The following is a 21,530-nucleotide window of genomic DNA, read 5'->3' as shown; positions in this document are numbered from 1 at the left end:
TACATGCTGTTGATGCAGTTCAGCGCCGCCGGGACCGACTTCCCGAGCATCGACACCTGGACCCAGGACGAGGTCCGGGCGCACATCGCGTTCATGGGCGAGGTCAACGACAAGCTCACCGCCGCCGGCGAGTGGGTCGACGGTCAGGGCCTCGGCGGCCCGCAGCAGGCCCGGATCGTCCGGGCTGGTGAGGGTGGGACGCCGGTGGTCACCGAGGGGCCGTTCGCCGAGACGAAGGAGTTCCTGGCCGGCTTCTGGGTTGTCGACTGCGAGAGCCCGCAGCGGGCCGTGGAGCTGGCCGCGTACATCTCCACGGCGCCCGGCCCCGGCGGCCGGCCGCTGAACATGCCGATCGAGGTGCACCCGGTCATGTCCGCCCCACCACAGGAGCTGTGAGGGCTGAACACCGATCCCCGCATCGAGGACCTGCTGCGCGAGTTGGCGCCGCAGGTCCTCGGCGTGCTGACCCGCCGCTTCGGTGACTTCGCCACCGCGGAGGACGCCGTGCAGGAGGCGCTGCTGGCCGCCGCCACCCAGTGGCCGACCGAGGGAATGCCGACGAACCCCCGGGGCTGGCTGATCCAGGTCGGTTACCGCCGGATGATCGAGCTGGTCCGCGGTGAGCAGGCCCGCCGCCGCCGGGAGGACCTGGTCGCCCGCCGGGATCCGGACGACCAGCGGTACGCCCCAGCCCCGGACGAGGAGTTGACCACCGAGCGGGACGACACGCTGGTCCTGCTCTTCCTCTGCTGCCACCCGGCGCTCGCCCCGACGTCGGCGGTGGCGCTGACCCTGCGCGCCGTCGGCGGGTTGAGCACCGCCGAGATCGCCCGCGCGTTCCTGGTGCCCGAGGCGACGATGGCGCAGCGGATCAGCCGGGCCAAGCAGCGCATCCGGGCATCCGGGCTGCCGTTCCGGATGCCCGATCCGGCGGAGCGGGCGGACCGTCTGATCTCCGTTCGGCAGGTGCTCTACCTGGTCTTCACCGAGGGGCACACCAGCACCACCGGCCCGCACCTGCGGCGGATCGACCTCGCGGCGGAGGCCATCCGGCTGACCCGCGCCCTGCACACGCTGCTGCCCAACGACAGCGAATCGGCCGGGCTGCTGGCGTTGATGCTGCTCACCGAGGCACGCGGCCCGGCGCGGACCGGGCCCTCCGGCGAGCTGATCTCACTGGCCGATCAGGATCGCAGCCGCTGGGACGCGGCCGCGATCGCCGAGGGCATCGCACTGGTCACCCGGGCCCTGCCACGTGGACCGGTCGGCCCGTACCAGGTGCAGGCCGCCATCGCCGCCCTGCACGACGAGGCGCCGAGCACCGAACAGACCGACTGGCCGCAGATCCTGGCGCTCTACGAGGTGCTGGAACGCGTGGCCGGCAGCCCGGTGGTGGCCCTCAACCGGGCCGTGGCGACGGCCATGGTGCACGGACCGGCCGCCGGTCTGGCCGCTCTCGACGCGTTGACCCACGACCCGCAGCTGGCCGGACACCACCGGCTGGCCGCCGCCCGCGCCCACCTGCACGAGATGGCCGGTGACCAGGCTCGGGCGGTCGCCGACTACCGGACCGCCGCCGCCCGCACGAGCAGCCGCCCCGAACAGCTCTACCTGACCATGCGAGCGGCCCGACTCGCCTCCGAGCCCGTCGATCTCCCGTAACGACAGGGTTCCCGACTGGTCTTCGCGCGCGGCGCGACCCCGGCGGCTGCTGGCGACGGCGGCGGCGCGGCCCGCAGCGGTGGGCGGGCGGGTGTGCCGGGCTGCCTTTGGAGCTGATGCCGTAAACGATTCATCCACCAGGACTGGTGCCGGAGGCACGGCCGATCCGCTGAGGAAGTCAGATTCGTCGCCACATCCGAATCGTTTGTGGCATCAGCTCCAAAGGCGTTCTGTGACAGATGCCGGGGCCACACGGACGTCACCGACGGCCGCACGGACGCCACGCGACGGTTTGGCTGAACGTCGACCGGAGGCGGGCGGGTCGGCTGGGCGTGGAGACCACCGGCACTAGCCTGGGCAGCGACGGGTTCATCGACCACGAAGGACCGAGGGGACGCATGGCGTACGTGCTGCTGGGGATCGCCATCCTCGCCGAGGTGGTGGCGACCAGCCTGATCAAGAGCACCGCCGGGTTCAGCCGTCTCTGGCCGACGGTGGCGTGCCTCGGCGGCTACGCGCTGGCCTTCCTCCTGCTGGCCCAGGCCGTCAAGGAGATCCCGGTGGGTGTCGCGTACGCCCTCTGGTCGGGTCTGGGCACCGCGGCGATCGTGGCGATCGGGGCGGTGTTCCTGGGTGAGTCGGTGGGGCTCGCCAAGCTCACCGGCATCGCGCTGATCATCGCCGGGGTGGTCGTCGTGAACCTGGCCGGGGAGCACTGACCAGGACGAGCTCCGGTGGCCGGGTCCGACGCGGACCCGACCACCGGGCCGACGGTCAGCTCGCCGTGCAGCTCAGCACGGGCAGGCTGTTGGCGCCGGTCCAACTGCCGAGGAACCCGAAGCTGGCACTGGCCCCGGCGGCCAGCCGCCCGTTGTAGTCGGTGTTGCGTGCGGTCACAGTGATTCCGCTGCTGGTGAGGGCCACATTCCAGGACTGGGTGACGCGCTGGCCGTTGGCGAAGGTCCACCCGGCGGTCCAGCCGGTGATCGCCCTCGCGCCGGCGGTCACCCGCACCTCACCCTGGAAGCCGCCCTGCCACTGGTTGGTGACCGTGTACGTCGCCGTGCACCCACCGTTCGGCGGGGGCGTCGTCGGCGGGGGCGTCGTGGGCGGGGGCGTGGTGGGCGGGGGCGTCGTCGGGGGTGGGGTGCCGCCGAAGACGCTGGCCTCGCGGGCGGTCTGCCGGATGCCGTTGACGCCGTTGAAGAGGCGCTGACCCCAGTCGGTCAGGCTCGCCGGGTTGAAGTTGGTGGCCAGGTCGAGATATTCGACGCCGCCGCCGTTGCCACTCCACGACCAGCCCAGCCAACCGATCCCGTTGGCCTGGCTGTACGCGAGGATGGCGTCCTCGTCGGGGTTGCCGTCGGAGTGGTTGAAGCCGAACTCGCCGACCACGATGGGCAGCCCTGCGGTGCGGAACCGGCCCAGGTAATCGCTGATCTCCGCGGCGGTGTCGAACACCCCGTACATGTGGACGGAGAACACGGTGTTGCGCGCCGGGTCGGCGGCGAAGACCGACGCAGCGTTGTCGCGCATGGTGAACGACCAGTCCTGCCCCCAGTTCGGCGCGTCCACCATGATCGTGTGGGTCAACCCGCCGGCCCGCAGACGCTTGATCGCATCGGCGTTGTCGGTGGCCCACGAGGCGTAGTTCTGGTTGCCGTACGGCTCGTTGCCGATGTTGACGATGACGTACCTCTCCTGGCCGGAGAGGACGTCGGCGAGGCTGAGCCAGTAGTCGACGGCGCGGGCGAGGGTGATCGCGCCGCTCTGCTCGCCGTACCCGGTGGTGTCGTGCACCTCCAGCACGCAGATCAGCCGGTTGGCCTTGCAGAGCGAGATGACGTTGGCGACGTCGGCACCTGTGTTGCGGGTCCACCGGTCGCCGCTGGAGAGCACCACCCGTACGGTGTTCGCGCCGAGCGCCTTGACGTCGGCGAACGAGCTGGTCTGCTGCGGGTACCAGGTGTGCGCGTGGTTGACGCCGCGCATGATGAATTCGGCGCCGTTGGCGTCGTACAACTTGCCGTCGGCGACGGAGAAACCGGCCGCGGCGTGCGCCGGCTGGCCGAACGCCAGCACGGTGACGAGCAACGCGAGCACTGTCGCGCCGGCGGCGGAGAGTCGAGTCTTCATGGCCTTCCTCAGGGAGGACCCCCGGTGCCCGACAGGGGTGGGGACGTGACAGGGAAGGCGGCTGCAGCCCGGCAGCCGCGCCCGGCTCCCGGCGCACGCATCAGCGTAGGACGATGGAATGGTCCTCGCAACCGGTTCAGTTGGCGACCCCGATGCCCGGACAGCCGCAACGGCCCACGCGAACGCGGGCCGTCACGGGGCGGTCATCCCCACCACAGGATGTGCGCCACACCCAGCTCTTAACCGGTTAAGAGCGACGGTAGGCAGGGGACCTCGATCCGTCAAGCGCCGCCGCAGTCGAACCGGACGAGAGGGTTGACCGTCGTGCACCGGGGTATCTCGGGAACGATCCGTCAGTGAGAGGGGATACCAGGATGGTCAGCGTCGGCTACACCCTGATGAGCGAGCAGGCCGGGCCCAAGCAACTGGTGGACCATGCGGTACGGGCCGAGGCGGCTGGTTTCGACCAACTGGTGGTGTCCGATCACTACTACCCCTGGCTGGACTCCCAGGGCCACTCCCCGTACGCCTGGTCCGTGCTCGGCGCGGTCGCGCACGCCACCTCCCGCGCGGAGCTGATGTCCTTCGTGACCTGCCCGATCCGCCGCTACCACCCGGCCGTGGTCGCGCAGAAGGCCAGCACGATCGGGGCGCTCTCGGACGGCCGGTTCACCCTCGGCCTGGGCGCCGGGGAGAACCTGAACGAGCACGTGGTCGGCGGTTGGCCGCACGTCCAGCAGCGGCACGAGATGTTCGAGGAGGCGTTGCAGATCATCCGGCCGTTGCTCAACGGGGAGACGCTGACCTTCTCCGGCAACCACTTCGACGTGCCCGACGCCTACGTCTGGGACCGCCCCGAACGGCCGGTGCCGATGGCCGTCGCCGCGTCCGGTCGACAGTCCGCGACGCTGGCCGCCGAGTACGGCAGCGGCCTCATCTCCACCGAACCCGACCGGCACATCATCGAGATGTACGACGACGCCGGGGGTGCCGGCCAGCCCCGCTACGGCCAGGTGGCCATCTGTTACGGCCCCGACGAGGCGGAGTGCCGCAAGATCGTGCACGACCAGTTCCGCTGGTTCGGGATGGGTTGGAAGGTCAACGCCGACCTGCCCGGCCCGGACTCCTTCGCCGCCGCCACCCAGTTCGTCCGCGAGGAGGACGTCGCCGAGGGCATCTCCTGCGGTCCGGACGTGGACGCGCACGTCGAGGCGTTCCGCAAGTTCGTCGACGCCGGCTTCACCCACGTGGCGATCATCCAGGTCGGTGGGGAGACCCAGCCGATGTTCCTGGACTGGGCGCAGGAGCAACTGCTGCCCCGCCTGCGCCAACTATGAACACGGACAGGTGAACGTCATGCGCTTCGGCAACACGGAGATCCGCCCGCTCGGCGGTGGCCTCGGCTGCCTCCTGACGATCCTCTTCTCGATCGTGGCCTCGGTGGTGCTGACCGTACTGCTGAATCTGGTGCTCTGAGCACTCGGACGGCTCAGCCGGGAGACAAATCCAGCGTGGCGAGCAGTGGATAGTGGTCGGAGGCCGTAGCCGTCGCACCGCCGCGGATCACCCGACAGTCTTGCGTCCGCTGCGCCACCACGGTGCTGCCGAGCAGGTAGTCCAGCCGCATCCCGGCAAACTCGGCCCCGCCGAGTCGGGTGGGCACGGTGTGACCGGCGGCCTCCGGTGCGTCGACGTTGCCCGACGGCCAGAGGTCGACAAGGCCGGCGGCGAGCAGCCGGGCGATCGCGCGGGTGTCCACGGCGTCGCCGGAGCGACGCAGGTGCCGCCGCCGGTAGAGGGTGGGCATGCCAGCCAGGCGCGCGGTGTGGTCGACGGTCGGGTCGAGCGAGTTGAGGTCACCGGTGACCAGCGTCAGCGGCCCCTGGTCGCGGCGCATCGCGGCCACCAGCCAGTCGACCTCCATCCGCCGCCGGCCCCCGGAGTACGGGTACAGGTGGGTGCCCAGCACGGTGAACGGGCCGGCGGACGTGGCCACCACGACACGGGCGGCGGCGTGGTGGAACGGTCGGCGCACCGACCCCGCGTCGACGACCCGGTACGGCGGCCGGACCAGCACCGCCACCGGCTGCCCGAAGCAGGACCGGGCCAGGTGGGGCGTCATCCCCACCCGGCCCGCCACGGTGGCCATCAGCCCGTCCCGGTCGAAGCCGCGCAACTCCTGCAGGGCCAGCACGTCCGGTGCCTGCTCGTCGACGACCTCGACCACCTGATCCAGCCGGTCGGGGCCGCCACGATCCCGACCGCCGGTGCGGATGTTCCAGGTCATCACCCGCAGCACGACGGCGACGCCTAGCCGGCTCGGCCGGCCCGCGCCAGCTCGTCGTCGAGGGTGTCCACGTCCTCCGACTCGATGGCCGGCTGGTTGCCTTCCTTCAGGTCCTCGTTCGGGCGGACCACCAGGTAGAGCAGCCCGATCCAGAGCGCGGAGAGCAGGATCGCGCCCATGAAGTCGGTCGGGTGGTGCATCCCCCGGTACATCCGAGAGGTGGCCACCCCGACCGGCATGAGCACGGCCAGCGCCACGAAGATCCAGCGCCACCACCTGTCGGTACGCGGGAAGACGATCAGGGTGATCGCCAGCCAGACGCAGATGGTGGCCGCGATGTGCCCGGACGGGAACGACGAGGTGGGCATCTGCCCGTCCAGGTTCTCCACCGGTGGACGCGGCCGGTCGATCGCGCGGGCCGACGCGAGGAAGAGGGTCAACTCCCCCACCATCGCCAGCGCCACGAAGAGCACCGGGCGCCAGCGCCGCCACACCGCCAACACCAGCGGGCAGAACACCAGCGAGATCAGCAGGATGGCATGGGTGTCACCGAACTTGCTCCACCACCAGCTGACGTCGGTCAGCACCTCGGTGTGCCGCTCGGCGAACCACTGCGGCACCTTCGTGTCGAGGGTGTCGAAGAAGGTGCCCTTGGCGTGGTAGCTGACGTAGGTGCCGAAGGCGTACAGCGCTCCGAACACGATCACCCAGCCGACCAGCAGCTCGGCCACCGCCGAGCGAGGGTGGGCCAACACGTGTTCCTCGGCCGGGGCGGGGGCGATGTCGTGCCCCGCCTCCGGCTCCAGGCCCTCGGACAGCGGCGGCACCGGCCTCCCCCGCTCCCGCCGCCAGAGTCGGAAGGCGTACGCGGTGACGCCCAGCCAGGCGGCCCCGAGCAGCCAGGCGGCCAGCACGTCGGAGACGAAGTGCACGCCCAGCGCGATCCGGGTCAGGCCGACCAGTGCCACCAGCACACCGACCCCGACGATGGCCGGCTTGCGCCAGCGGGGCGCCATCGCCGGTAGGAACACCAGCAGCAGCGCCCCGTACGCGACGAACGAGCCGAGCGCGTGCCCGCTCGGGAAGCTGTTGCCGGGCGCGCTGGCGATCGGCACGTCCACGACCGGGCGGAGCCGGCCGACAAGCGTCTTCAGGGACGGGTCGAGGATCAGGCCACCGACCCCCGTGATGATCAGGTAGACGGCGAGTCGGGGCTGCCGCCGGATCAGCAGCCCGACCACGGCGATGGTGACCAGCCAGATGAGAATCGGTCGGCCGCCCAGGTCCGTCACCGCCTGGAGCACCGTGACCAGCGCGTGGTGCGGTGCGACGAGGCCGTTGAACCACTCGGCGAGCCCGTGGTCGACATCCTGCAGCGGGCTCCACTGCACCCGGACGAGCAACAACAGCAGCCCGAAGGCCACCCCGGCGCCGATGACGGCCACCAGACCGGCAATGCTCCGCTCGGCGAAATGACCGATCGGACGGCGCGCCACCTCTTTGACCGCGGTCACCCCGCACCTCCCTTGTCTGTCTGGCGAGGCGTTTTACCCGATCCGCGTCCGTCGTACACGCCGCTGGCGTCAGAGCGCCGACATGTCCCCGGTGTCGTACAGCTCGGCGCGGTCCGGGTCGGGCTCCCAGAGGTCCGGTTGGGCGGGCTCCCGCGCACCGATGCGCAGCGCCTCCAGTTGGGCGGCGAAGGCCAGCCCGCCGAAGAGCGCCATCCCGGTCAGGTTGGCCCAGAGCAGCAGCGCCATCATGCCGGTCAGGGCGCCGTAGGTCTGCCCGAAACCGTCACTGAAGCGCACGTACGCGGCGAGCAGCAGGCTGGCCAGCCACCACAGCGCCGTGGCGATGCCGGCGCCGAACAACAGCCAGGACAGGCCGGGCTGGTTGCGGCGTGGCGCGTGTCGGAACAGCACGGCGACGGCGACGACGGTCAGCCCGAGGCTCAGCGGAAAGCGGATCACGTCCCAGATGCCGTTGGCGAGCGCGCCCCACTCGTAGTGTTTGTGGACCGAGTCGCCGATCGCCCCGCCGCCGACCAGGATCAGGAAGCCGGCGAGCGCGGGCAGACCGGCGGTGACGGCCAGGACGGCGGCACGCAGATATTTCCGCAGCGCCGGGCGGTCCCGCTCGACGCCGTAGATGCGGTTGGCGCCCCGCTCGATCTGGGCCATCGTGGTGGTGAGCGTGAACAGGCCGGTGAGCAGACCGAGGGTGAGCGCCAGCTCTCCCGCGTCCTCGACGCGTTCGCCCTCCCCGAGCAGCTCGGCGACCATCTGCGCGCTCTGGCCGGGGGTGAGCGCCAGGACGGTGTCGGCGACCACCTGGCCGCCCTCCTCGACGCCCAGCTCGCTGATCAGGCCGGTGAGGGCGATCAGGAACGGCACCACGGCGAGGCAGAGTTGCAGCGCGAAGGCGCGGGAGTGGCTGAACCCGTCGCCGTAGCGGAACCGGATGAACGCGTCCCGCAGCAGGTGCCAGCCACCCTGCCGGCGCAGTGTGTGCCAGGCGTCGTCGGCGGACAACTCCTCGTCGGCCATGAGCCGGGTCTCCGGCACGATCCGGGTGCTACTCACGGCGTGCTTCCTCGATCAGCTGCTCGCCCCGCTCCCCGACACTCTGCGCGTCGACGGCCAGGTCGGGGGCGTCCTGGGGCTGGGGGACGCAGAGCCAGAGCGCCTGGGGTCGGACCTCCGCCCGCAGCTGCCGGCCCGGGGAGATCAGGTCGCCGTCCAACTCCCGGGGCTGCGCCCGGTTGCTGGTGACCACGACCCGCCGCCCCCGGAACACCTCCAGCTGTGGCACCTGGCCGCTGCGGCGGATCACCGCCCAGCCGAGCGCGAGCCAGTGCCGCAGGTTGCGCGGGGTGAGCACTGCGACGTCGAGCCAGCCGTCGTCCGGCTCGGCCTCGGTCAGCAGGGTCACGCCGCCCTGCAGCCGGCCGACGTTGGCGATCAGGACCGAGCGGGCCCGGCGGCGCAACGGCGGGCGGTCGTCGACGCGGATCTGCACCCGCATCGGCCGGTCCCGTAGGTGACGGGCGGCACCCACCACGTACGCCGGCCAGCCGATGCGGGCCTTGGTGGTCTCGTTTGTGGCTTCGAGCATCTGGGCGTCGAAGCCCATGCCGGCCATCACTGTGAAGTATCGATCCTCGACGGCGCCGACGTCGAGCAGCCGTCGACCGCGTTCGACGGCGACCTGCAGCCCGGCGGCCAGGTCGGTGGAGAGCCCCAGGTTGGCGGCGAGCAGGTTGCCGGTGCCCTGCGGCAGCACGGCGAGGGCCACGTCGGTGCCGACCAGCCCGCTGACGCAGGACATCACGGTGCCGTCGCCCCCGCAGGCGAAGACCAGGTCGACGCCGGCCTTGACGGCCTGCTCGGTCTGACCGCGACCCGGGTCGTCGACTGTCGTCTCGTACCACTGCGGCGCGGGCCAGCCGGCCGCGGTCAGGGCGTCGTCGACGGTACGGCGCAACTCGTCGAGATCGTCGATCTTGACCGGGTTGACCACCACGGCGGAGCGCAACCCGCCGTTACCGCCCGAGGGCCGCCTGTCCTGTCCAGCATCCACGGCGCCAGTGTGCAGCACCCGGACGGCTTCAGCGACCCGGCGACCGGCACGCGTCGGAAGTGCCACAGACAGGTTTCAAGACGGCCCACCCGTCAGGCCGCCGCCCGCAGCGCGAGCTCCACCCGCCGGCGCAGATCGTCGAGGTCGACACCGGACTCGGTGAGCACCAAGGCCCCCAGTCCGTTCCCCTCGCGGAGCACCCCGAGCAGGATGTGCTCGGTGCCGATGTGGCGGTGGCGCAGGCGCAGGGCCTCCCGCAGGGACAGCTCCAGCGCCTTCTTCGAGCGGGGCGAGAACGGGCCGCCGAGGTAGCGCTTACGCCCCCAGCGGCGGCGCGGCGCCGGGACCGCCTCCCGTAGCGCGTCCGGGCCGAAGGACTGCTCGATGCGGGCCACGATCGCGGCCAGGTCGATGCCGATCTCCCGCAGGGCCGCCGCGTCCGCGTCGCCGAGGCCGGCGCCGCCGCTGGCGGTGTGCCGGCGGACGCGTTCGCGGAGGTCGTCGGCGCGTACCCCCGCGTCGGCGAGCACGCGGCTGGCCAGCCCGGCGTCGTCGGCGAGCAGGGCGAGCAGCAGGTGCTCGGTGCCGACCGGCCGCTGGCCCTCGACCCGCGCCTCCTCCAGCGCCCGGCGCACCACGTCGCGCGCCCGGTCGGTGAACCGTTCGAACATCACGCCTCCCAGGATGAGTTGACCGCCGGTCGCCCGGCGTGCTTCTTGTGCACTGCCTGCCGACTGACCTCGAGCGCGTCGGCGATCTCCTGCCAGGACCAGCCCTGTCGTCGGGCGTTGTCCACCTGGACCACCTCGAGCCGCTCGAGCAGCCGGCGTAGCGCTCGGACGGCGCGCAGCCCGACCCGGGGGTCGGTGCTGCCGGCTGCCGCCGCGAGTTCTGTCGCCTGACTCATGCCGTCAACATACGTTGACAGCACCTCTCCTGTCAACCCTGGTTGACGAGGGCCGACCGCAGCCGATCGCACCCGCCATCGTGCTCATCCGACTACCCTCGGTCAGGGACAGCTTGGTCGTGCCGGGCGCGACGCCCGGGAGGTGATATCGGATGGCCGCAGCCGCCGACGCAGCGGTGCTGGTCGGCCTCGGGTCGGAACTCGACCTCCCGGTCGTCGAACAGGCCGCGCAGGAGGCGGCCGGACACGGCCGGCCACTGCACCTGTTGCACATGTTCGACTGGCGGGCGGCCTTCGCCGCGGACACCGTCGCCGCACCCCGCGACCAGGCCGAGGAGCTGATCACCCGCGCCGCCCAGCTCGCCCACCAGACCGAGCCGGGCCTGACCGTACGCGGCGAGATCGTCGAAGGCGCCACGCTGCCCACCCTCATCCGCCGCTCGGAGGGCACCTTCCTGTTGGCCGTCGGTGACAGCGGCATGGCGGGCAGCGGCCAGTGCGTCCCGGCCGAGACGACCGCCGTGCAGTTGGCCGCGCGGGCCGGCTGCCCTCTGTTGGTGGTCCGGCGTGAGCCCCCGCCGCAGGGCCCGGTGCTTGTGGGCGTGGACGGTTCGCCCAGCTCACACCTCGCCCTGCAGTGGGCCGTGGAGTGCGCGGCCCGCCGGGGCGCCCGACTGCTGGTCCTGCGCGTGGTCGAGCACGACGAGGACACCGACGCGGTCGCCGAGCAGCTCAGCGAAGCACTGGCCCGGCACACCGGCCGACACGGCGCGGTGCCGACCGAGTGTCGAGTCGTTCGCGGCGATCCCGCCGACGTGCTGATCGACACGTCCCGCGACGCGCAGGTGGCGCTGGTCGCCGCCCGCGGTGACGAACCGGGCCGGGCCATGCTCGGCGCGGTCGCCCAGTCCCTGCTCTACCACTCCCCGGCCCCGGTGGTCGTCGTCCGCGGCCTGGCCGAGGCGCCGCTGACCGGGCCTGGTGCCCGCCCGGCGCGGGACCAACGGCCCTGACCCCGGGGCGTCCGCAGCGGCCAGGCTGGACACCGGACGCCCCACTCCTACCCGCGAGAGGCAGCATGATGGACACCGCTCTCGACGTGCACAGCGCCCTCACCGACGACGAGCTGCGCCGGCTGGACGCCTACTGGCGCGCCGCGAACTACCTCACCGTCGGGCAGATCTACCTTCTGGACAATCCGCTGCTGCGCGAGCCGCTGACCCCCGACGACATCAAACCTCGACTGCTCGGGCACTGGGGCACCAGCCCCGGCCTCAACCTGATCTACGCCCACCTCAACCGGATGATCGTGGCACGCGACCTCAACGCCATGCTGGTCACCGGCCCCGGCCACGGAGGCCCGGCCATCGTGGCCAACACCTGGCTGGAGGGCACCTGGTCGGAGCGCTACCACGACGTGGCGCGCGACGAGGCCGGGATGTCCCGGCTCTTCCGCCAGTTCTCCTTCCCGGGCGGCATCCCCAGCCATGTGGCGGCGGACGTCCCGGGTTCAATCCACGAGGGCGGCGAGCTGGGGTACGCGTTGAGCCACGCCTACGGCGCCGCGTTCGACAACCCGGACCTGCTGGTGGCCTGCGTGATCGGCGACGGTGAGGCGGAGACCGGGCCGCTGGCCGGCAGTTGGCTCTCCAACGTGTTCCTCAACCCGGCGCGCGACGGCGCGGTGCTGCCCATCCTGCACCTCAACGGCTACAAGATCGCCAACCCGACCGTGCTGGCCCGGATCCCCGAGAGCGACCTGCTCGACCTCCTGCGCGGGTCGGGCTACCAGCCGTACGTGGTGGCCGGCGACGACCCCGCCCAGGTCCATCGGACCCTCGCGGCGACGCTGGACCGCGTGTTGGACGAGATCGCCGAGATCCAGCGGCGGGCCCGCTCCGGGGGCGTCGTCGAACGTCCCCGCTGGCCGATGATCATTCTGCGGACGCCGAAGGGCTGGACCGGCCCGCGTGAGGTCGACGGCACCCAGGTGGAGGGCACCTACCGCGCCCACCAGGTGCCGCTGTCGGGCGTCCGCGACAACCCGGCGCACCGGGCCGAGTTGGAGCACTGGCTGCGCAGCTACCGGCCGGAGGAGCTGTTCGACGCGACCGGCGCGCCGGTCGACGAGCTCCTGACGCTGCCGCCGCGCGGTGACCGACGGATGAGTGCCAACCCGGTCACCAACGGCGGCGTGGTGCTGCGCGACCTGACCCTGCCGGACTTCCGCGACTACGGCGTGGAGGTTCCCGAACCGGGTACGCCGATCGCCGGCGCGACAGGGGTGCTCGGCCCGTGGATCCGTGACGTCATCAGCGCCAACCCGCAGACGTTCCGGCTGTTCGGCCCGGACGAGGTCGCGTCCAACCGGCTGGGCGCCGCGTTCGAGGTGACCGACCGGGTCTGGGTGGCCGCCACCGTGCCCGGCGACGACCACCTCTCCCCGGACGGGCGGGTCATGGAGGTGCTCTCCGAGCACCTCTGCCAGGGCTGGCTGGAGGGCTACCTGTTGACCGGCCGGCACGGTGTGTTCACCAGCTACGAGGCGTTCATCCACATCGTCGACTCGATGCTCAACCAGCACGCCAAATGGCTGAAGGTGACGCGGGCCATCCCCTGGCGGCAGCCGATCGCCTCGCTGAACTACCTGCTCTCCAGCCACGTCTGGCGGCAGGACCACAACGGCTTCTCCCACCAGGACCCGGGCTTCATCGACCACGTCGTGAACAAGAAGGCCGAGGTGGTGCGGGTCTATCTGCCACCGGACGCGAACACGCTGCTCGCCACGATGGACCACTGCCTGCGCAGCCGGCACTACATCAACGTGGTGGTGGCCGGTAAGCAGGCGGCGCCGAACTGGCTGACGATGACCGAGGCGATCCAGCACACCCGGCGTGGCCTGGGCATCTGGGAGTGGGCCAGCAACGACGGCGGCACCGAGCCGGACGTGGTGCTCGCCTGCTGCGGAGACGTGCCCACGCTGGAGACGTTGGGCGCCGTCGAGCTGCTGCGCCAGAACATCCCGGAGCTGAAGGTGCGGCTGGTCAACGTGGTCGACCTGATGCGACTCCAGCCGGACACCGAGCATCCACACGGCCTCACCGACAACGAGTTCGACACCATTTTCACCGAGGACCGGCCGATCATCTTCGCGTACCACGGTTACCCGTGGCTGATCCACCGACTCACCTACCGGCGCACCAACCACGAGAACCTGCACGTGCGCGGTTACAAAGAGGAGGGCACCACCACCACCCCGTTCGACATGGTGATGCTCAACGACCTGGACCGTTTCCACCTGGTCATCGACGTCATCGACCGGGTGCCCGGTCTGGCCTCCCGCGCCGCGCACCTGCGCCAACGGATGGCCGACGCCCGGCAGGCGGCCCGCGACTACACCCGCCAGTACGGCGAGGACGACCCCCAGGTCGCCGAATGGCGCTGGGTCCGCGACACCGACCCGACCGCCCCCTGAAGGAGGACGACGTGCGCGACGCGGAGATCCTGGTCGGCTACGACGGCTCCACCGACGCCTCGGTGGCCCTGGACTGGGCGGTGGAGGAGGCGCGGCACAGCGGCCAGCCGGTGCGGCTGGCGTACGTCTTCGAATGGCTGACAGTGGCCAGTTGGGTCGGCCCGGGCGTGGCACCCGGCGTGTGGCCGGACGACACCGCCCGCCGGCAGGTCGACGACCTGGTCCGCAAGGCCGCGGCGGACGCCGCCGCGGCCAACCCCGGGCTGCGGATCACCGGCGAGGTGTACGACGGGCCGCCCGCTCTGGTGTTGCAGGAACGCTCCGCCGAGGCCGGGATGCTGGTGCTCGGCAGCCGAGGCCACGGCGGATTCGGCGGCCTGCTGGCCGGGTCGACTGCGGTGTCGGTCGCCGCGCACGCCCACTGCCCGGTCGTGGTGGTCCGGGACGGGGTCGGCAGCACCGCGACCGACACGTCGAACCGCCCGGTGGCGGTAGGGGTGGACGGCTCGGACCCGTCGCTGGTGGCGCTCGGCTTCGCCGCCGAACGGGCGGCGCAGCGGCAGCTGCCACTGCGCGTCCTGCACGCCTGGACACCGGGCCCCGGCGGGGCGGCCGGGGTGCCCGACGAGCGGGCCGCCGTGGAGCAGGCGCTGGAGCCGTGGCGGCGAACGTTCCCCGAGCTGGCGGTGACCGTCGACCTGGAGTCGACAAGCCCGTCGGCGATGCTGATCGAGGCGAGTCGGGACGCGAAGCTGGTCGTGGTGGGCAGCCGGGGCCGGGGCGGGCTGGCCGGCATGCTGCTCGGCTCGGTCAGCCAACAGCTCATCCAACATGCCAACTGCCTGGTAGCGGTGGTCCGCGAACGCTGACCACCGCAGGCACAACGACCCAACGGGGTCGGGACCTGTGGCCCTGCGGACACAGCGCCGGAGGCCACAGGATGAGGCGGCGAGCCGCTGTACGGCTCGCCGAGCAGAGACGGAAAGGTCGTGACCATGAGTCAGGAAAGCCAGCCGACCACCGCGCTGGCGGAGGCCGCCGCCACCGCCGGCCACGCCCCCTCGGTGCACAACACCCAGCCGTGGCGCTGGCGGGTGCTGCCCGACGCGTTGGAGCTGCGCTCCGTCGCCGACCGGCAGCTCGCCGCCAGCGACCCCGAGGGGCGACTGCTCGCGATCAGCTGCGGCACCGCCCTGCACCACGCCCGGTTGGCGTTGGCCGCCCAGGGGTGGCGCGTCGTGGTGGAACGGCTGCCCGACCCGGACGACACCGAGCTGTTGGCCCGGCTGACCGACCTGAGCCACACCTCGGCCGACCCGGACGCCATGCGGATGGTGCAGTGCATGCAGGTGCGGCACACCGACCGGCGGCCGGTCAGCGACGAGCCGGTTCCGCCCACGGCGATCGAGGAGATCACCCGGGCGGTCGGCGCGGAGGGCTGCCGGTTGCAGGTCCTCGACCGCGACCAGGTGCTGGAGCTGGCCGCCACCGCCGGGCACGCCGACACGGTCGAGGCCGAAGATCCGGAGCTGCGCACCGAGCTGGCGTACTGGACCAGCCGGGCCGGCTCGGGCACCGGCCTGCCGGCGGAGGTGCTGCCCGAGCAGCCTGCGCAGACCACGGTCCCGGGCCGCGACTTCGGCCGTCCCGGCAGCCTGCCGGTGGGTCCCGGCCACGACCGGATGGCGGTGTACGCGATGCTGCACGGCGACGAGGACGAACGGGACAGCTGGTTGCGTGCCGGCGAGGCGCTCTCCGCGGGTTGGCTGACCGCCACCCGGCTCGGCGTGTCCGTGGTGCCGCTCAGCGCGGTGGTGGAGGTGCCGGGCACCCGGCAGACCCTGCGGCAACTGCTCTCGGGGATCGGCTTCCCGTACCTCGTGCTGCGGTTGGGCATCGCGGACCCGGCGCACTCCGGCCCGCCGCACACGCCGCGGCTGACCACTGCGCAGGTGGTGGACACCTCCGCCGTCCGTTGACGGGTCGGGCGACGAGCGGCACCGGCGCTACCATGCCCCGGTGACCAGCAGCGCGCCGTCGCCCCGCCAGGAACCTTCCCCGGCACCGTCGCTCGGGCTGACGCCGCTGTCCCGGGTCCGTCTCGACGAGCTGTTGCAGGAGATGCTGGTCCGGGTCGGTGAGGTGGTGACCAGCCGGGAGCGCCTGCGGGCCCTGCTCGACGCGGTCGTCGGCATCGGCACCAACCTGGATCTGCGCACCACCCTGCAACGCATCGTGCAGGCGGCCTGCGAGCTGGTCGGCGCCCGGTACGGCGCGCTCGGCGTGGTCGGCCCGGACCGGCTGCTGCACGACTTCATCGTCCACGGCATCACGCCCGAGCAGCATGAGCAGATCGGCGACCTGCCGCACGGGCGGGGCGTGCTCGGCCTGCTCATCGCCGATCCCCGGCCGCTGCGGATGCCGGACATCACCCAGCACCCCCGCTCCTACGGCTTCCCGGCCAACCACCCGCCCATGCACAGCTTCCTGGGCGTGCCGGTCCTCATCCGCGACCAGATCTTCGGCAATCTCTACCTGGCGGAGAAGCAGGGCGGCGCGGAGTTCACCGAGGACGACGAGGAAATCGTCGTCGCGCTCGCCGCCGCGGCCGGCGTGGCCATCGAGAACGCCCGCCTGTACGCCCTGGCACACCGGCGGGAACGCTGGCTCGCCGCAACCGCCGAGATCACCACGGTGCTGCTCGGCGAGGTACGCCGTACCGACGCGTTGGCGTTGGTGGCCCGCCGGGCCCGGGAGGTCGCCGAGGCCGACCTGGCGCTGGTGCTGCTCTACGACAGCGACACCGAGGAGTTCACCGTGGAGGTGGTCGACGGCGCCGACGGGACGGCCCGCGCGCTCGTCGGCGTGGTCCTGCCCGCCGTCGACACCAGCTTCGGCGCGGCGGTCGCCGAGGGTCGGCACGACCAGGTCGACGATCTGGCGCACGCCGCGCCGTGGCCGGCGTTGCTGCACACCGGCCCGGCGATGATCTCACCGCTCACCACCGCCGAGACCCTGCACGGCGTGCTGATCGTGGCACACCCGCCGGAGCGCGGTGGTGGCGCCAGTGAGGAGGACCTGGCGCTGTTGGGCAGCTTCGCCGGGCAGGCCGCGCTGGCCATGGAACGGGCGCGCGGCCAGGAGGAACGGGAACTGCTGGTGGTCCTGGAGGACCGCGAGCGGATCGCCCGCGACCTGCACGACGTGGTGATCCAACGGCTCTTCGCCACCGGCCTGCAACTACAGAGCGCCGCACCGATGGCCCGCCCGGAGGTGGCCAAGCGGATCAACGCGGCCGTCGACGATCTGGACGCCACCATCCGCGACATCCGCCGGACCATCTTCGAGCTGCGCACGCCGATGACCTCGGCGCTGCGTACCGAGATCCGCGCGGCGGTCGAGGCGGCCGCCGAATCGCTGGGTTTCAAGCCGCACCTGGAGCTGACCGGGCCGGTGGACAGCGCCGTGCCGGACGCCATCCGCCCGGACCTCACCGCCGTGCTGCGCGAGGCCCTGTCGAACGTGGTCCGCCACGCGCAGTGCACCCGCGTCGACGTCGCCGTACGCGTCGACGCCAGCCAGGTCGCCGTGACCGTCACCGACGACGGGGTGGGCTGCGACCCGGCCGCCGCCCGGGGTGGTCTCGTCAACCTGCGCGAACGCGCCAGTCGCCTCGACGGCACCTTCACGATCGTCGCGGCCGAGCCGCACGGCACCGAGGTGCGTTGGGCCGTGCCGCTGCGCGACTGACCCCGGCGACCCGGGTCAGGGCGTTTTGCCGAGCAGCCGCGTGGCCAGGACGGCGGCCTGCGTGCGGCGCTCCAGGCCCAGCTTTGCCAGCACGCTGGACACGTAGTTCTTCACGGTCTTCTCCGCCAGGAACATCCGCCCGGCGATCTCCCGGTTGGTCAGCCCCTCCGCCACGTACTCCAGGATCCGCCGCTCCTGCTCGGTGAGCGACCTCAGTTCGCGCGGCTGCTCGACGCCGTTGCGGATGCGCTCCAGCACGCGGGCGGTGATCGCCGGGTCGAGCAGCGACTGCCCGGCCGCGACGCGGCGCACCGCGTCCACCAGGTCGGTGCCACGGATCTGCTTGAGCACGTACCCGGCGGCGCCCGCCATGATCGCCGCGAACAGCGCCTCGTCGTCCTCGTACGAGGTGAGGATCAGTCCCTTGATGGACGAGTCGACGGCGCGCACGTCACGGCACACGTCGATGCCGTTGCCGTCGGGCAGCCGCGCGTCGAGGATCGCCACGTCGGGCCGCAACGCCGGGATGCGGCGGGCCGCCTCCTGCGCCGAGCCGGACTCGCCGACCACCTCGATGTCGCCGCTGCTCTGCAACAGGTCGGCCAGGCCACGGCGGACGACCTCATGGTCGTCGAGGAGGAACACACGGATCATCCTTCGTTTCTACCCGGTGCACACGGCCCGCCGCACGGGCCGAAGGTCCCGACCGGCACGCGGCGAGCGGGCGTTCGGACCCGACTGGTCGGGACGTCCGGCCCTGCGCGACGGGCCATCGAACGATGGATCGTGATGGTGCGCCGGGCGCCGCGGCACCACCCGCGACCGGCCCCAGCGGGAGAGGAGCACCGCCATGGACATCGGCTACACCGCAGCCCAGCTGCGGGCCGCCGCCGTGGACGCGGTCCGGGCACCGTCGTTGCACAACACCCAGCCGTGGCGGCTACGGCTGCGCGCCGGCGGCATCGAGGTGCTGGCCGACCCCGGCCGTCGGCTGCCGGCGACCGACCCGAGCGGGTGGGGTGTCCGGATCGCCTGCGGCGCGGCGCTGTTCAACCTGCGGATCGCCCTGGCCGTCGCCGGTCTCCCGCCCCGGGTGCGACTACGCCCCGACCCGGCCGAGCCGGACCTGCTGGCCCGGCTGGTGCCGGACACCCCGCGCCGGCCCACCCCCACCGAACAGAGCCTGTACGCGGCCATCCCCCGCCGGTTCAGCAACCGCCTGCCGTTCTGGCCGGACCCGGTGCCGGCCGACGCCCGGTGGCTCCTCGGCGAGGCGGCCCGTATCGAGCAGTGCTGGTTGGAGCTGCTGATCGGGGTGAGCGCGGTCTCGGCGTTCGGCGAGATCGCCCGCAGCGCGCACCGGGTGCTGGAGCGGGACCCCGCGTACCGGGCCGAACGGGAAGGCTGGCTGCGCCGGGAGTTCACCCCGGACGGCGTACCCGCGTCGGCCGGGGGTCCGCAGGGCGAGCCGCAGGATGTCCTCCCGACCCGCGGCTACGGTGGGCGCGACCGTGCCCCCGGGCGGGACTTCGAACCGGAACCCCTGGTGGGGGTGCTGGGCTCGGTGGGCAACACCGCAGTGGACCAGGTGATCGCCGGGCAGGCCCTGCAACGGCTGCTGCTCACCGCAACGGACGCCGGTCTCAGCGTGTCGATGCTCTCCCAGCCGATCGAGGTGGCCCCGGCGCGGGAGCAACTGCGGCTGTCGCTGGGGCGATTCGGCACACCGCAGATGGTGTTGCGGATCGGGTACGGCCAACCGGGCCGACCGACCCCCCGACGCAGCGTCGACGAGGTGCTGGACCTGCCGGTGGTGCCCGCCTGACCGGGTCGCCGGCGGGCCCGCTCAGGCGGCGAGCACGGCGGCCTCCACGGTCGGGTGGCAGAACTCCGGGGGTCCGGTGGTCGGGAGTTTCCCGCCAGGTCCTCACCAGCGGGCCCTTGTCCAGGATGCAGGAAAGCCGCCCAGGGCATGGTCAACTGAGCCGCCGATTGCGAAACTGCTTCAATCTGCGTGGGCCCGACCACTACCCGAGGCTGGCTCGACGTCGGCACGACCCGGACGGAGAAGGGGATGACCAGCACACCGCTTTCCCTGCCACAGCCATCCGCGCGGGCGCCCGAGTTCGGCCGGGACGCGCTCATCGTCTGCGAGAACCTGGTGCGGATCTACCAGACCGGTTCGATCGAGGTGCAGGCACTGCAGGGACTGGACCTGGCCGTGGAGAGCGGTGAACTGGTCGCCGTCGTCGGCGCCTCCGGGTCGGGCAAGTCGACGCTGCTCTCCATCCTGGCCGGCATCGACGCCCCCACCGCCGGGCGGGTCCGGGTCGACAGGTGGAATCTGCTGGCGATGTCCCGCGCGGACCGGGTGAACTACCGGCGGCACACCGTCGGGTTCGTGCGGCAGCAGACGGCGAGCAACCTGATCCCCTACCTGACCGCACGGGAGATGGTGGACCTGCCGATGACGGCGGCCCGGACCGCGAAGGAGGAGCGCCGGGAACGCGCGGCCGAGCTGCTGGACAGCCTCGGTGTCGCCGACTGCGCCGATCGGCGCCCCGGGCAACTCTCCGGAGGGCAGCAGATGCGGGTCGCGATCGCTGTGGCGCTGGCCAACCAGCCGCGCGTCCTGCTCGCCGACGAGCCGACCGGCGAGCTGGACGCCGCCACGTCCGCGGAGGTCTTCGGCGTGCTGCGGGACGTCAACCGGCGGTACGGCGTCACGGTTGTCGTGGTGACCCACGATCCGGAGGTCAGCGGCCAGGTCGAACGGACCGTCGCGATCCGGGATGGGCGCACCAGCAGCGAGGTGCTGCGCCGCGCCACCACCGACGCGGAGGGCGACACGCACATGATCGCCGAGGAGTACGCCGTGATGGACCGGGCCGGGCGGGTCCAGGTGCCCCGCGAGTTCCGCCAGGCGCTGGCGCTGACCCGACGGGTCCGGCTGGCCCTGGAACCCGACCACATCACGATCCGCCCCGACTCGGGAAGCGGCGAATGACCAGCGAGCCGCTGCTCAGCGTGCGCGGCCTACACCGGCGCTTCCGCACTGGGCCGACCGTCGTACACGCCCTGCGCGGCGTGTCGTTCGATGTGGCCGCCGGTTCGATGGTGGCGCTCGTCGGCCGGTCCGGCTCGGGCAAGACCACACTGCTCAACGTCATCGGCGGCCTGGACCGCCCGGACGCCGGCACCGTGCACGTCGACGGCACCGACGTCACCGCGCTCGACGAGGACGGCCTGTCCCGGCTGCGGCGCGAGAAGGTGTCGTACGTCTTCCAGAGCTTCGGGTTGATCCCGGTGCTGTCGGCCGCGGAGAACGTCGCGGCCCCGCTGCGGATGGCCCGGGTCGCCCCGACCGAGCGTGAACGGCGGGTCGAGTTGCTGCTGGAGCTGATCGGCCTGGCCGACCACGCCCGGCAGCGGCCGGCCGAGCTGTCCGGCGGCCAGCAGCAGCGGGTGGCGATCGCCCGCGCGCTGGCCGCCTCGCCCCAGCTTCTGCTCGCCGACGAGCCCACCGGGCAACTGGACGCCGAGACGGGGCTGTCGGTGATGGCCCTGCTGCGCGGGATAGTGGAATCCGAGGGCGTCACAGTGGTGGTGTCGACGCACGACGCGGTGATGATGGCCCTGGCCGACCGGGTGATCCGCATCCACGACGGGCACCTCGACGAACAGGTGGCCGGGCAGCCGTACGCGCCCGTGCCGGACGCCGGGTGACGCGA

At 72.2% G+C, this 21,530-nt stretch carries 20 protein-coding genes; 12 read left to right on the top strand and 8 right to left on the bottom strand.

Going from position 1 to position 21,530, the window contains the following annotated elements; all coding sequences use genetic code 11:
• The first annotated feature begins 3 nt into the window (after nt 1-3).
• The 3 genes from KBX71_RS01540 (at nt 4) to KBX71_RS01530 (ending at nt 2,381) form a co-directional block, all read left to right on the top strand.
• Entirely contained in the window at nt 4-396 is a 393-nt protein-coding gene (locus KBX71_RS01540; RefSeq protein WP_210816255.1) for a YciI family protein, read from the top strand.
• Between the two features lie 3 nt (nt 397-399).
• Entirely contained in the window at nt 400-1,662 is a 1,263-nt protein-coding gene (locus KBX71_RS01535; protein ID WP_210816254.1) for an RNA polymerase sigma factor, read from the top strand.
• Nucleotides 1,663-2,060: 398 nt separating this feature from the next.
• Nucleotides 2,061-2,381 carry a multidrug efflux SMR transporter gene (locus KBX71_RS01530; protein ID WP_112620797.1) on the top strand — a complete coding sequence of 107 codons (321 nt, stop codon included), beginning with the start codon at nt 2,061-2,063 and terminating at the stop codon, nt 2,379-2,381.
• A gap of 55 nt (nt 2,382-2,436) precedes the next feature.
• On the opposite strand, the gene KBX71_RS01525 is transcribed toward KBX71_RS01530, so the two are convergent.
• Nucleotides 2,437-3,798, bottom strand: coding sequence for a cellulase family glycosylhydrolase (locus tag KBX71_RS01525; protein WP_210816134.1), 1,362 nt, complete (start codon nt 3,796-3,798; stop codon nt 2,437-2,439).
• A 374-nt stretch (nt 3,799-4,172) separates the two neighbouring features.
• Here KBX71_RS01525 and KBX71_RS01520 point away from each other — a divergent pair, with 374 nt between their 5' ends.
• Complete coding sequence (locus KBX71_RS01520) at nt 4,173-5,135, top strand: TIGR03557 family F420-dependent LLM class oxidoreductase (protein WP_210816133.1); 963 nt, start codon at nt 4,173-4,175, stop codon at nt 5,133-5,135.
• Nucleotides 5,136-5,287: 152 nt separating this feature from the next.
• On the opposite strand, the gene KBX71_RS01515 is transcribed toward KBX71_RS01520, so the two are convergent.
• The 6 genes from KBX71_RS01515 to KBX71_RS01490 form a co-directional block, all read right to left on the bottom strand.
• Complete coding sequence (locus KBX71_RS01515) at nt 5,288-6,097, bottom strand: endonuclease/exonuclease/phosphatase family protein (protein WP_210816132.1); 810 nt, start codon at nt 6,095-6,097, stop codon at nt 5,288-5,290.
• Nucleotides 6,098-6,108: 11 nt separating this feature from the next.
• The gene (locus tag KBX71_RS01510; protein WP_210816131.1) at nt 6,109-7,599 is read right to left on the bottom strand and encodes a phosphatase PAP2 family protein; all 1,491 of its coding nucleotides are present in this window, start codon (nt 7,597-7,599) and stop codon (nt 6,109-6,111) included.
• A gap of 69 nt (nt 7,600-7,668) precedes the next feature.
• Nucleotides 7,669-8,670 (bottom strand): YihY/virulence factor BrkB family protein, encoded by a 1,002-nt coding sequence (locus KBX71_RS01505; RefSeq protein WP_210816130.1) that lies wholly within the window; start codon nt 8,668-8,670, stop codon nt 7,669-7,671.
• Entirely contained in the window at nt 8,663-9,667 is a 1,005-nt protein-coding gene (locus tag KBX71_RS01500; RefSeq protein WP_210816129.1) for a diacylglycerol kinase family protein, read from the bottom strand. Before KBX71_RS01500 ends, KBX71_RS01505 begins: the two co-directional genes overlap by 8 nt.
• 92 nt (nt 9,668-9,759) lie before the next feature.
• Complete coding sequence (locus KBX71_RS01495; RefSeq protein ID WP_124822848.1) at nt 9,760-10,338, bottom strand: Clp protease N-terminal domain-containing protein; 579 nt, start codon at nt 10,336-10,338, stop codon at nt 9,760-9,762.
• Nucleotides 10,338-10,574 (bottom strand): HTH domain-containing protein, encoded by a 237-nt coding sequence (locus KBX71_RS01490; protein WP_007457155.1) that lies wholly within the window; start codon nt 10,572-10,574, stop codon nt 10,338-10,340. The genes KBX71_RS01495 and KBX71_RS01490 overlap by 1 nt, the downstream gene beginning before the upstream one ends.
• Nucleotides 10,575-10,726: 152 nt before the next feature.
• On the opposite strand from KBX71_RS01490, the gene KBX71_RS01485 reads away from it, so the two are divergent.
• From KBX71_RS01485 to KBX71_RS01465, 5 genes are all read left to right on the top strand, one after another.
• Nucleotides 10,727-11,587: a universal stress protein gene (locus KBX71_RS01485; protein WP_210816128.1), complete on the top strand. Its 861-nt coding sequence runs from the start codon at nt 10,727-10,729 to the stop codon at nt 11,585-11,587.
• Nucleotides 11,588-11,655: 68 nt separating this feature from the next.
• A complete protein-coding gene (locus KBX71_RS01480; RefSeq protein ID WP_210816253.1) occupies nt 11,656-14,049 on the top strand; it encodes a phosphoketolase in 2,394 nt (797 codons plus the stop codon).
• On the top strand, nt 14,010-14,918 hold the full coding sequence (locus tag KBX71_RS01475; RefSeq protein WP_247682714.1) for a universal stress protein: 909 nt from the start codon (nt 14,010-14,012) through the stop codon (nt 14,916-14,918). The genes KBX71_RS01480 and KBX71_RS01475 overlap by 40 nt, the downstream gene beginning before the upstream one ends.
• 126 nt (nt 14,919-15,044) lie before the next feature.
• Entirely contained in the window at nt 15,045-16,028 is a 984-nt protein-coding gene (locus KBX71_RS01470) for a nitroreductase (protein WP_210816126.1), read from the top strand.
• 97 nt (nt 16,029-16,125) lie between these two features.
• Nucleotides 16,126-17,799, top strand: a complete 1,674-nt coding sequence (locus KBX71_RS01465; protein ID WP_210816252.1) for a GAF domain-containing sensor histidine kinase — start codon at nt 16,126-16,128, stop codon at nt 17,797-17,799.
• Nucleotides 17,800-17,814: 15 nt separating this feature from the next.
• Here KBX71_RS01465 and KBX71_RS01460 read toward each other — a convergent pair whose 3' ends face one another.
• Nucleotides 17,815-18,453, bottom strand: coding sequence for a response regulator transcription factor (locus KBX71_RS01460; RefSeq protein WP_196927750.1), 639 nt, complete (start codon nt 18,451-18,453; stop codon nt 17,815-17,817).
• 196 nt (nt 18,454-18,649) lie between these two features.
• On the opposite strand from KBX71_RS01460, the gene KBX71_RS01455 reads away from it, so the two are divergent.
• From KBX71_RS01455 to KBX71_RS01445, 3 genes are all read left to right on the top strand, one after another.
• Nucleotides 18,650-19,624 carry a nitroreductase gene (locus tag KBX71_RS01455; RefSeq protein ID WP_210816125.1) on the top strand — a complete coding sequence of 325 codons (975 nt, stop codon included), beginning with the start codon at nt 18,650-18,652 and terminating at the stop codon, nt 19,622-19,624.
• A 249-nt stretch (nt 19,625-19,873) separates the two neighbouring features.
• A complete protein-coding gene (locus KBX71_RS01450; protein WP_210816124.1) occupies nt 19,874-20,806 on the top strand; it encodes an ABC transporter ATP-binding protein in 933 nt (310 codons plus the stop codon).
• Nucleotides 20,803-21,525, top strand: a complete 723-nt coding sequence (locus KBX71_RS01445; RefSeq protein WP_210816123.1) for an ABC transporter ATP-binding protein — start codon at nt 20,803-20,805, stop codon at nt 21,523-21,525. The genes KBX71_RS01450 and KBX71_RS01445 overlap by 4 nt, the downstream gene beginning before the upstream one ends.
• Nucleotides 21,526-21,530 lie beyond the last annotated feature (5 nt).

It is taken from the genome of Micromonospora sp. D93 (assembly GCF_018070365.1).
In the GTDB taxonomy this organism is placed as follows: Bacteria; Actinomycetota; Actinomycetes; order Mycobacteriales; family Micromonosporaceae; genus Micromonospora; species Micromonospora ureilytica.
Note: the sequence above shows the minus strand (reverse complement) of the source record. Positions and strands in the feature narration are given on the sequence as shown.

Excerpts from the sequence above, each read along its gene's own strand:
- KBX71_RS01540 (WP_210816255.1), top strand. The coding sequence starts at position 4 with ATGCTGTTGATGCAGTTCAGCGCCGCCGGGACCGACTTCCCGAGCATC.
- KBX71_RS01530 (WP_112620797.1), top strand. The coding sequence starts at position 2,061 with ATGGCGTACGTGCTGCTGGGGATCGCCATCCTCGCCGAGGTGGTGGCG.
- KBX71_RS01525 (WP_210816134.1), bottom strand. The coding sequence starts at position 3,798 with ATGAAGACTCGACTCTCCGCCGCCGGCGCGACAGTGCTCGCGTTGCTC.
- KBX71_RS01520 (WP_210816133.1), top strand. The coding sequence starts at position 4,173 with ATGGTCAGCGTCGGCTACACCCTGATGAGCGAGCAGGCCGGGCCCAAG.
- KBX71_RS01495 (WP_124822848.1), bottom strand. The coding sequence starts at position 10,338 with ATGTTCGAACGGTTCACCGACCGGGCGCGCGACGTGGTGCGCCGGGCG.
- KBX71_RS01490 (WP_007457155.1), bottom strand. The coding sequence starts at position 10,574 with ATGAGTCAGGCGACAGAACTCGCGGCGGCAGCCGGCAGCACCGACCCC.
- KBX71_RS01485 (WP_210816128.1), top strand. The coding sequence starts at position 10,727 with ATGGCCGCAGCCGCCGACGCAGCGGTGCTGGTCGGCCTCGGGTCGGAA.
- KBX71_RS01480 (WP_210816253.1), top strand. The coding sequence starts at position 11,656 with ATGGACACCGCTCTCGACGTGCACAGCGCCCTCACCGACGACGAGCTG.
- KBX71_RS01475 (WP_247682714.1), top strand. The coding sequence starts at position 14,010 with ATGGCGCTGGGTCCGCGACACCGACCCGACCGCCCCCTGAAGGAGGAC.
- KBX71_RS01470 (WP_210816126.1), top strand. The coding sequence starts at position 15,045 with ATGAGTCAGGAAAGCCAGCCGACCACCGCGCTGGCGGAGGCCGCCGCC.
- KBX71_RS01460 (WP_196927750.1), bottom strand. The coding sequence starts at position 18,453 with ATGATCCGTGTGTTCCTCCTCGACGACCATGAGGTCGTCCGCCGTGGC.
- KBX71_RS01455 (WP_210816125.1), top strand. The coding sequence starts at position 18,650 with ATGGACATCGGCTACACCGCAGCCCAGCTGCGGGCCGCCGCCGTGGAC.
- KBX71_RS01450 (WP_210816124.1), top strand. The coding sequence starts at position 19,874 with ATGACCAGCACACCGCTTTCCCTGCCACAGCCATCCGCGCGGGCGCCC.
- KBX71_RS01445 (WP_210816123.1), top strand. The coding sequence starts at position 20,803 with ATGACCAGCGAGCCGCTGCTCAGCGTGCGCGGCCTACACCGGCGCTTC.